This window comes from uncultured Succinivibrio sp. (assembly GCF_902756765.1).
Classification (GTDB): domain Bacteria; phylum Pseudomonadota; class Gammaproteobacteria; order Enterobacterales; family Succinivibrionaceae; genus Succinivibrio.
Map to the genome: position 1 here is coordinate 1 of NZ_CACVSS010000074.1, position 9,562 is coordinate 9,562.

At 38.6% G+C, this 9,562-nt stretch carries 8 protein-coding genes; 4 read left to right on the forward strand and 4 right to left on the reverse strand.

Going from position 1 to position 9,562, the window contains the following annotated elements; genetic code table 11:
• Positions 1-203: 203 nt before the first annotated feature.
• Both QZU45_RS09415 and sstT read right to left on the reverse strand, forming a co-directional pair.
• Positions 204-1,406, reverse strand: coding sequence for an ATP-binding protein (locus QZU45_RS09415; RefSeq protein WP_295354576.1), 1,203 nt, complete (start codon positions 1,404-1,406; stop codon positions 204-206).
• A gap of 262 nt (positions 1,407-1,668) precedes the next feature.
• Entirely contained in the window at positions 1,669-2,910 is a 1,242-nt protein-coding gene (sstT, locus tag QZU45_RS09420) for a serine/threonine transporter SstT (RefSeq protein WP_295354594.1), read from the reverse strand.
• A gap of 498 nt (positions 2,911-3,408) precedes the next feature.
• Here sstT and QZU45_RS09425 point away from each other — a divergent pair, with 498 nt between their 5' ends.
• The 4 genes from QZU45_RS09425 (at position 3,409) to QZU45_RS09440 (ending at position 8,183) form a co-directional block, all read left to right on the forward strand.
• Positions 3,409-3,633, forward strand: coding sequence for a ferrous iron transport protein A (locus tag QZU45_RS09425; RefSeq protein WP_295354579.1), 225 nt, complete (start codon positions 3,409-3,411; stop codon positions 3,631-3,633).
• Positions 3,633-5,861: a ferrous iron transport protein B gene (feoB, locus tag QZU45_RS09430; protein ID WP_295354582.1), complete on the forward strand. Its 2,229-nt coding sequence runs from the start codon at positions 3,633-3,635 to the stop codon at positions 5,859-5,861. Before QZU45_RS09425 ends, feoB begins: the two co-directional genes overlap by 1 nt.
• 150 nt (positions 5,862-6,011) lie before the next feature.
• Positions 6,012-6,233, forward strand: coding sequence for a hypothetical protein (locus QZU45_RS09435; RefSeq protein ID WP_031492934.1), 222 nt, complete (start codon positions 6,012-6,014; stop codon positions 6,231-6,233).
• A gap of 84 nt (positions 6,234-6,317) precedes the next feature.
• Entirely contained in the window at positions 6,318-8,183 is a 1,866-nt protein-coding gene (locus tag QZU45_RS09440; RefSeq protein WP_295354585.1) for a heavy metal translocating P-type ATPase, read from the forward strand.
• A 132-nt stretch (positions 8,184-8,315) separates the two neighbouring features.
• Here the strand turns inward: QZU45_RS09440 and QZU45_RS09445 are convergent, their stop codons facing one another.
• Complete coding sequence (locus QZU45_RS09445) at positions 8,316-8,627, reverse strand: hypothetical protein (protein WP_295354588.1); 312 nt, start codon at positions 8,625-8,627, stop codon at positions 8,316-8,318.
• A gap of 48 nt (positions 8,628-8,675) precedes the next feature.
• On the reverse strand, positions 8,676-9,562 hold an 887-nt coding region (locus QZU45_RS09450), incomplete at its 5' end, for an Rpn family recombination-promoting nuclease/putative transposase (RefSeq protein WP_295354591.1).

Sequence of the window (9,562 nt, forward strand, 5' to 3'; positions counted from 1 at the left end):
AAGTGAACTCCAAAAGGAGTCAGCACTGTGAACCCTCTGAAGCTGAACAGTAATGTCAGCAGTAGGAATCCTCTTGCTTTAGCAAGAGGAGGTGGTCAAATCTTATTGATTTTTTTACGATGATATAAAATCTCATTTCGCAAATTTAAAAAAAATTAAAATTTGCGAAACATAAAAACAACTGTTATCTTTATTCAGAGTTTTCATCCTTGTTTTTCTGTCGAGGTTAACCAGCGGGCAATATCTATAATCTTGATTCCTTCACTATGAACTTCTTCGTGTTTTGTCCTTGCTATGAGAATTTTAGGATAAGCATCTTTAATTTGCAGGAGAGGGGATAGTTCTCTATCTAAAGTTTCTTTTCTTGAAATATCGTCTGAAACTTGGATATATATCTTATGGCCTTCTTTTATTGCAACAAAGTCTACCTCTTTTTCGTATAACTTCCCTACATAGACTTCGTAACCTCTTCTGAGCAGTTCAATCGCTACTATATTTTCATATAGATGGCCATAATCAGCGTTTTTTGTTCCTATTTCCGAGAATCTAAAAGACAAATCGGATAGGTAATACTTTTTTTCTGTTTCAAGATAACGCTTACCTTTAATATCGTAACGCTGTATCGGGTAGAATAGAAATGATTTGCAATAACAATTTATGTAGCTTCCAACTGTCTTGTCGTTTGTCTTATATGATCCTGCTGTTAGTTTTGAAGCAACATTTCTTATTGAAGTTTGGTTGCCGACATTATCCATTAGAAAATTACCGATCATTATCAGTAAATCTTCGTTTTCGATTTTAAATTTTTTCAATATATCTTTGGTTATTGTGGTTCTGTATATTCCGTTTATATATTTCTTTGCATCTTCGTCTGTTCTATATAGGTATGAGCCTGACATTCCTCCTTTTTTTACAAACATATCGAATGCAGTATCAACATCGTCTGAAGGAAAGTATGCAAGGTATTCTTTAAATGAGAAAGGATAAAGACTTATTTCAAAAACTCTGCCGCCAAATAAAGTTGCAAGGTCACTTGATAAAAGAAAGGCATTGGAACCAGTCAGATATATATCATATCTTTCTTCTTCGTAAATACTGTTTATTATTCTTTCAAAACCGTCACACAACTGGACTTCATCTATAAAAAGATAATTCTTTTTTGTCTTGTCATATTGCTCATCAATGTATTTATATAATTCATCAGCTTTAAGTAATTTTTCGAAAATTTTTAAATTTAATTTAATACGAACAATGTTTGTGTTTGGATCTTCTGAAATAACATCAATTAGCGCATCCATTAACTTGGACTTGCCGCATCTTCTTACTCCAGTGATAACTTTGATATCAGGAATATCTTTGACAGACAATAGTTTATTTAAATAAAAATCTCTGTTTATCAGTTTCATTTTTTTCTCCTGATATTAAATATAGTATATTTCGCAAAAATTAGAAAATCTTATTTTTGCGAAACAAAAAAATAAATAATATAGCCATAAAATATCATTTGCTGTCAAAAAATATAAAATCTCATTTCGCAAATTTAAAAAAATTAAAATTTGCGAAACAAAGTTAATTATAAATCTATTATCTAACGGACATTTCTTCAGAAAACAAAAAGGACCAGCGTAAAAGCCAGTCCTTATCAAATCTTTTGGTTGTAAGTGTTTGTTAATCTTCTTTGTTCAGGTCCTTTGGAACCTCTGTAATCTTATTGGCTGCTGCAGTCAGAATTACATCTGATGAGCTGTTCAGAGCAGTTTCAAATGAGTCCTGAGCAACACCGATAATAAAGCCGATACCAACAACCTGCATTGCAACATCATTTGAGATATTGAAGAAGGAGCAGGCAAGAGGGATCAGCATTAGAGAACCACCGGCAATACCTGAAGTACCACAGGCACAGACAACTGACACAACACACAGCAGGAATGCTGTTCCGAAGTTTACATCAATTCCTAAAGTGTGTACTGCTGCCATGGTCATAACTACAATGGTAACGGCTGCTCCGGACATATTGATAGTACAACCCAGAGGAATAGATATAGAGTAGGATTCACGAGGAATTCTCAGCTTTTCACACAGATCCATATTTACAGGAATGTTGGCTGCGGATGATCTGGTAAAGAAAGCGGTAATACCAGAGTGTAAAATTGAGGTAAATACCAATGGATATGGATTCTTTCTGGTTACAGCAAATACCAGGGCAGGGTTTACGATTAGAGCAATAATCAGCATTGATGCCACTAGGATAATTACTACGTGCAGATAATTCAACAGACTTGAGAATCCGCCTGCCTCAGTGCAGGAACTGTAAACCAGACCCATAACACCTAGAGGGGCAAATTTGATTACGATTCTTACTACACCGCTTACAATCTTGGCAAAATCAACTAGTACGTCCTTGGTGGCTGGTTTTGCGTGTCTGAATAACAGACCAAAGAGAACTCCCCATAACAGGATAGCAAGATAGTTACCGTTGATTAGGGCTCCGATTGGATTATCAACAGCTTTCTTAATGCATCCAACAAGAACAGTTGAAACATCCTGAGGTGCTTCTGCCTGAGCTTCAGCTGCAAGCATTGAGAAAGTGCTTGGGAAGGTAAAGGCCATAATCAGAGCAACTGCGGATGAAAGACACATTGCTATAACATAGAGGATAAGAATTGGTTTTAGTTTTGCATCGGTATTCGCTTCATGTCGTGCTATTGATGTAGAAACCAGCACAAACACCAAAAGAGGGGCGATGGCTTTCAGTCCTGAAACAAACAGATCACCGAACATTGAAATGTAAACCTGTTTTTCAGGGATTAGAAGAGCAAGAACGATACCGATAATCATACCTGCAATAATCTGCAGAATAAAAGGTACGCCATTAACAAGTTTTATGAAAAATCCGCTTTTTTTTGTTATATCACTGCGGTCAGTCTGCTGCATAAATTCCTCCTGGCAAGAAAATAGCTTAAATCTTGAAGATTATATCAGTGACGTTATTTAACCTCTGAAAAATGACAAATTAATTAGAATAATGCTCTAAGATTGTGCAACCAAGGTTAAAACGTATGTTAATGACTATTTATATCTTTTTTAGGACTTTATTTCCATTTGCGTTATATAGGAATTTTGTTGTTTTCTATAATAAAACCAATTAGTTATATGTATTTACAATAAGAAAAAAATCTTGAGATTATTTCTAAAACTGTGATGAGACAAAGATTTTGCTTGAAAAAATAAATTTGTTGTCTAAAATTTATACAGTTAAGTATAGCTAACTGTTCTTAGCTCTAACTAATTTAATTTAACTATATGTAATTTTATTTTGCATAAAGCAACTTTATTTGCATATAAGTAATTTAAGTTAGTTACTGCTTTATATTTATCATAATATCAGGATAAATTTAGGGAATAATAATGACAACTCTAGATACAATCAGCGTCGGACAGACTGTTGAGGTAGGAAAGATTAGGGGCGAGGGAACCTCTCTGCGCCGCAGACTTCTGGATATGGGTATTACCCCAAAGACCAAGATCACTTATGTAAGATGTGCTCCTTTAGGTGATCCAATGCAGCTTGATGTAAGAGGCTATTCCCTAACTATTCGTAAAAGCGATGCTGCTTTAGTTGAGGTTATATAATGTCACAGAAAACTATTGCTCTATTAGGAAATCAGAACTGTGGCAAGACCACCCTCTTTAATGTACTAACCGGTTCAAACCAGTACGTTGGCAACTGGCCTGGAGTTACTGTTGATAAGGTTATCGGCAAGATTTCATCAAAAGACTGGGATGTAGTTGACTTACCTGGTCTTTATTCTTTATCTCCTTATTCTCCTGAGGAAATTGTTTCACGTAATTATCTTTTAACTGATGATTATGATGTAATTCTGAATATCGTTGATGCCTCCCATCTGGAGCGTTCTCTTTCTTTAACTCTTGAACTTGCAGCTTTTGGCAAGCCAATGGTTGTTGCTTTAAACATGATTGATGTTATGGAGAAATCCGGTATCAAGATTGATGTTGATAAGCTAAGCGAGAAACTTGGAATTAGGGTTGTTGATATTTCTGCAAGTAACAGACTGGGCATTGATAAGGTGCTGGATGCAGTGTCAAATGCACAGGTTCCTGCGGTTACCAACTTTTTCGATGAAGATATTTCTGCAAAGATTGACGAGGTAGGCAAGCTGTTAGACGACGCAAAGCTTTCTGCTTCCGCCCGCAGATTTATCGCAACTGGCATTGTTCAGAATGATGAGATTTATCTTGAGGATTACCAGTCATCAGAAAAGGTAATGATTGCAGCTTCCCATGTCAGAAATGACATTGAGGGTAAGTTCAATACCGATGCACAGTCATATTTCCCTCAGGCCAGATACCAGTTTATTGATTCTGTTATTGAAGAATGCAAGATTGCAACCGAATCTAAGACCTGCATGCTTTCAAAGGCAATTGACAAGGTTGTACTTAACAGATTCCTGGCTCTGCCAATCTTCTTCATCGTTGTTTCTCTGGTTTACTACGGAGCAATGTACTTCACCTCATATCTTGAGCTGATCCCATTTGAAGGTGAGGAAGGAACTGAATATGCAACCATCACTGACTGGGTTAACGATAATCTTTTTGGTGGCTACGTTACTGATGCTGTTGCCAAGCTTTGTGAAAATGCTGCAGCTCCTGAATGGCTGTCTTCACTGGCTGTAGACGGTGTAGTCGGTGGTGTCGGTGCTGTTTTGGGCTTCCTGCCTCAGATTGCATTCCTGTTCCTGTTCCTGTCATTCCTTGAGCAGTCAGGCTATATGACTCGTGTTGCATTCGTTCTAGACAGAATCTTCCGCAAGTTCGGTCTTTCCGGCCGTAACTTCATTCCAATGGTTATTGCAACCGGCTGCGGTGTTCCTGCTCTGATGGCAAACAAGACCATTGATAACATTAATGAGAGACGTATTGGTCTGATTACCACTACCTTTATTCCTTGCTCTGCAAAACTTCCTATCATCACCATGATCTTTGCTTCATGCTTTGATGGTGCCTGGTGGTTTGCTCCAATGGTATACGCTCTGGCAATTTTCTCTATCGTTGCTACCGGTATAATCCTTAAGAAGAACAGAGCTTTCAAGGAAGAAGTTTCTCCATTTGTTATGGAAATCCCTGATTACCACCTGCCAACCATCAACAATATCCTTAAGGCGGTTTATGAGCGTTGCCGTGCATTCGTTATCAAGGCCGGTACCATCATCTTTGCGGTTGTGGTTATTGTATGGTTCCTTGCATCCTTCGGCTTTGGAGAGGAAGGTTTCGGCCTGGTTGAGAATGTTGACTCCTCAATGCTTGCTGCAATCGGTACTGCTTTATGCTTCATCTTTGCTCCTTTAGGCTTCGGTTCATGGCAGGCTACTGTTGCTGTTGTGAACGGCCTTCTGGCAAAAGAAAATGTTGTTGGTACCATGGCTGTTGTATTAGGCCTTGACGGTGAGTTCGAAGGTGGTGAGGCTGATCTGAACACAGCATTAACTCAGTACTTTGCTGATATGCTGGGTGTTGAACCTACAGCAGCTTTAGTTCCTCTGTTAGGTCTGTCATTCCTAGCCTTCAACATGTGGTCTGTTCCTTGTGTTGCAGCTTTAGGTGCAATGAAGAGACAGTTAGGCAGTACCAAATGGTGGATCTTTGCCATGACCTATATGTGTGTATGGGCATACTGCCTGGCTTTAGTAATCTTCCGTATCGGTGGTCTTGTAATGGGAGTTCTGCCATTCAGCTTCTATACAGTTGTTGCATTCATTGTTCTTGGTGTATTTGTTTATCTTCTGGTAAGAAAGGATAATTCCGGATTAACTCCAATCAGAATCCCATCAAGACAGGTTTAGAATATTGTTAGTCTTACTGAGGGGAGTTCCCCCTCAATATCCGTAAGTCCTGATCTTATCGAAGATTGGGACTTTTTTTACTGATAATAGTTGCATACTTGTTCAACTATTGTATAATTAAGATAAAGATTAACAAAACAGGAGTATTTTATGAAGGTTCGCTGCGATATCTCTGGTCTTGACTGCCCACACTGTGCTGCAAAGCTTGAAGGTTTGCTGCAGAAGGAATTTGCAGGTGCTAATCTAAATTTTGCCATGGGATCACTGGTTTTAGATGTAAACGGTGATGGCGATGAGGAAGAAATTGTAGCAGCCGCTCAGAAAATAGCTGACGGCTTTGAAGATGGTATCTCTATTGAGTTAAGAGATTAGACAATAAAAATACGTGGGAGCTCCACGTTTTTTTATAATATAATAGTTGCATAATTGCTCATATATAATATAAAAGGAAATATAATGCTGCCTTTTCAGGAAAAACATGAGAAATCTCTTTTGGGTATTGCTTTAATTGCAATGCTGGTGCTTATTTACAATAAGTATCTGGTTCTTTCTCCAATGCCTCTTGTCTATCAGGCGGTAATGGCTGGAGTTGCATATCTACTGATAGCATCAGATGTGCTTGTAAGTGCTTTTAAAACACTGTTCAAGCAAAGACGAATGTCAGAGCAGTTTCTGATGATGATTGCAACATTTGGTGCTTTTGCTCTGTGCGATCTTCCTGAAGCTCTGGCGGTCATGATTTTTTACAAGATAGGGGAGCTTTTCGAAGAGTATGCCTCTGGTAGAGCTCATAATGATATTTCTTCGCTGGTTAAGCTTAAACCTTCCTTTGTAAGACTTGTAGATGAGAACGGTAATGAACAGAAGGTTAAGCCTCGTCAGGTGAAGATAGGTGATGTCTTCAAGGTCTTAAAGGGAGAGGTTATTGCTATAGACGGCAATCTCTGTGATGATACTGCTGCTATTGATACATCTGCGCTGACCGGTGAGTCGGAACCTAGACTTTATACCTGCGGTCAGTCTGTTCCTTCAGGCTGTATTAATCAGGGACAGGTGATTCACTTAAGAGCCAACACACTATCTAAGAATTCTTCAATAACACGTCTTCTGAATCTTATTGAAGATGCAGCAGCCTCAAAATCAAAGCCAGAGAATCTTATCAGACGTTTCTCCGTATGGTATACCCCTCTGGTTGTTGGCTGTGCTGTTATTCTGGCATTGGTCCCTCTTTTCTTTCAGCAAGCTGAATTCTCCGACTGGATTGAGCGTGCACTGGTTTTTCTTGTTGTATCCTGTCCTTGTGCTCTTGTTCTGTCTGTCCCCCTTTCATTCTTTGGTGGTATGGGAGCTATAAGCAGAATTGGAGTTATTATCAAGGGCTCTATTCATATTGAAACTCTTTCAAAACTTAAGGCTATTGCCTTTGATAAGACCGGAACTCTAACCTACGGTAAATTTACAGTAAATAAGATTCATTCAGAATCTCTATCAGAGGATGAACTTTTATCCTACGCTGTAAGTCTTGAGAAAAACTCTACTCACCCAATTGCCTTATCCATTGTTGAGTACGGAAGACAAAGAAAGGTTGAGGAGTATGAAGTCGGTTCTGTTATTGAAAAGTCCGGTATGGGGCTTGAATCTACCATTAACGGACATGATGTGAGAATTGGCAGAAAAGAATATATAAGCAGTAGCTGTGGTGCTTTTGAATATAACGAAGAAGATGCGGAAAGCTCCTATGTTTATATATCTGTGGACAACCGCTTCTCAGGTGTAATTGCTATTGCTGATACTCTAAAGCCATCGGCAAAACTTATGCTGGATTCTCTTCATGCTCAGGGAATTAAAACAGTGCTTATCAGTGGAGATAAGAAGGCGGTTGCAGAGGCTATCTGCAGAAAGCTTGAGATAAGAGATTGCTATTACGAACAGACTCCTCAGGGAAAACTGGATACCTTAAATTCCCTTAAGAGAACTCTTTCTCCTGTAGCCTTTGCTGGTGACGGCCTTAATGATGCTCCGGTAGTATCAGCCTCAGATGTTGGAATCGCCATGGGGGATATAGGTTCAGCCTCTGCAATTGAAGCTGCAGATGTGGTGATTATGCATGGTGATTTAAGTGCAATTTCCAGAACCGTAATTCTTGCTAAAAAGACCTATAATCTGGCTATTTCTAATATGTATTTTGTAATGCTGGTTAAGCTTCTGATCCTGATGTTAGGTGCTATTGGTTTTGCCAATATCTGGCTGGCTATATTTGGTGATGTAGGGGTGCTTATCCTGGCAGTATGCAATGCTATGAGAGCACTAAGCTTTAAGTGAAGTTATATCTCTTTTTCTTAATTTAAACAGTATTCCACGGATTTGAGCAATTCGTGGAATTGAATTTTTTTTCTGATCTGTCATTTGTAAACCTCATGTCTGTCTGATTCGGATTTGTTTACAACGATAATGTTATTTCAGCTTTACTTTTAAAGCCTCCCATTGTGCTTCCGGAATTCCCATAATTCTTAGAGCTTCATCTGTCTTATAACCATTGGCTATCATATTGCGTAGGATTCTAATCTTTTCTTCCTCTCGACCTTCTTCTCGACCTTCCTCTCGACCTTCTTCTCGACCTTCTTCTCGACCTTCTTCACGTGCTTCTTTAAGCCCTATTTCAAATCCTTCTTTAAATTTCTGTTTCATCATGCTCTTATAGTCAAGAATTTCCATCTCACGATTTATTAGAGCCGCATAATTGTATTTTTTATCCTGATCTGTCATTTGTAAACCTTATGTCTGTCTGATTCGGATTTGTTTACAACGATAACGTTATTTCAGCTTTACTTTTAAAGCCTCCCATTGTGCTTCCGGAATTCCCATAATTCTTAGAGCTTCATCTGTTTTATAACCATTGGCGATCATATTGCGTAGGATTCTAATCTCTGCTTTTTCTTCACCATGTACAATCCCTTCCTCTCGACCTTCCTCTCGACCTTCCTTTCGTCCTTCTTCCAATTTTTGTTTCATCATGCTTTTGTAGTCAAGAATTTCCATCTCACGGTTCAGATAAGCTGCATAATTTTCTGGATCTTTCATAAAGCTGTTCCTTATATCGATTGCCTTACTTAGAATCTGGTCACTCTGCATTGTAGCTTCATCTCTTCTGGTAAGCTTACCTGAAAAATAGGCAAGCCACTTTTCAGCGCGACTCATTTCCGAGATTTTCTTCATTTTAAACTTCTGAAGCTCAAGAAAATGAAGCTCCAGCAGAGAGGTTATCGGTTCTCTGTTCTCCATATTACATATTTTAGCAGTGGTGTGTGGCTCCTGCATTGAGCTATCTGTAAATATATTAAATTTAAGCACGTTTATGCAGATGACCGGCTTGAGTTCATCATAGCTTTCGCCTTTAACCAGTGTTCCCTCATATAGCTTTGACCAGTAGAATAGACTTCTGCCTATCCATGAACCTTCATTTGCAACCTGAATTTCAATATCTATCTGCTCTCCGGATACGAGCGTACAGCAGATATCCAGTCGGGAGATTTTTCCATAAGAATTTTCGGCGTGTAATTCTGTATCCGTGTAGTTAAGGTCAGTAATCAGATTCTCGCCTTCTCTCTGTAGAATAGCGTTTAAGAAATCGATAAGAATATCCTTGTGCGAGAACAGTTTCTTGGCAAAGGCATCATTGGTGGTACTGATATGTCCGACAG

What these genes read in the sequence shown, in the direction of transcription:
- QZU45_RS09415 (WP_295354576.1), bottom strand. Translation starts at nt 1,406, where the DNA reads ATGAAACTGATAAACAGAGATTTTTATTTAAATAAACTATTGTCTGTC.
- QZU45_RS09425 (WP_295354579.1), top strand. Translation starts at nt 3,409, where the DNA reads ATGACAACTCTAGATACAATCAGCGTCGGACAGACTGTTGAGGTAGGA.
- feoB (WP_295354582.1), top strand. Translation starts at nt 3,633, where the DNA reads ATGTCACAGAAAACTATTGCTCTATTAGGAAATCAGAACTGTGGCAAG.
- QZU45_RS09435 (WP_031492934.1), top strand. Translation starts at nt 6,012, where the DNA reads ATGAAGGTTCGCTGCGATATCTCTGGTCTTGACTGCCCACACTGTGCT.
- QZU45_RS09440 (WP_295354585.1), top strand. Translation starts at nt 6,318, where the DNA reads ATGCTGCCTTTTCAGGAAAAACATGAGAAATCTCTTTTGGGTATTGCT.
- QZU45_RS09445 (WP_295354588.1), bottom strand. Translation starts at nt 8,627, where the DNA reads ATGACAGATCAGGATAAAAAATACAATTATGCGGCTCTAATAAATCGT.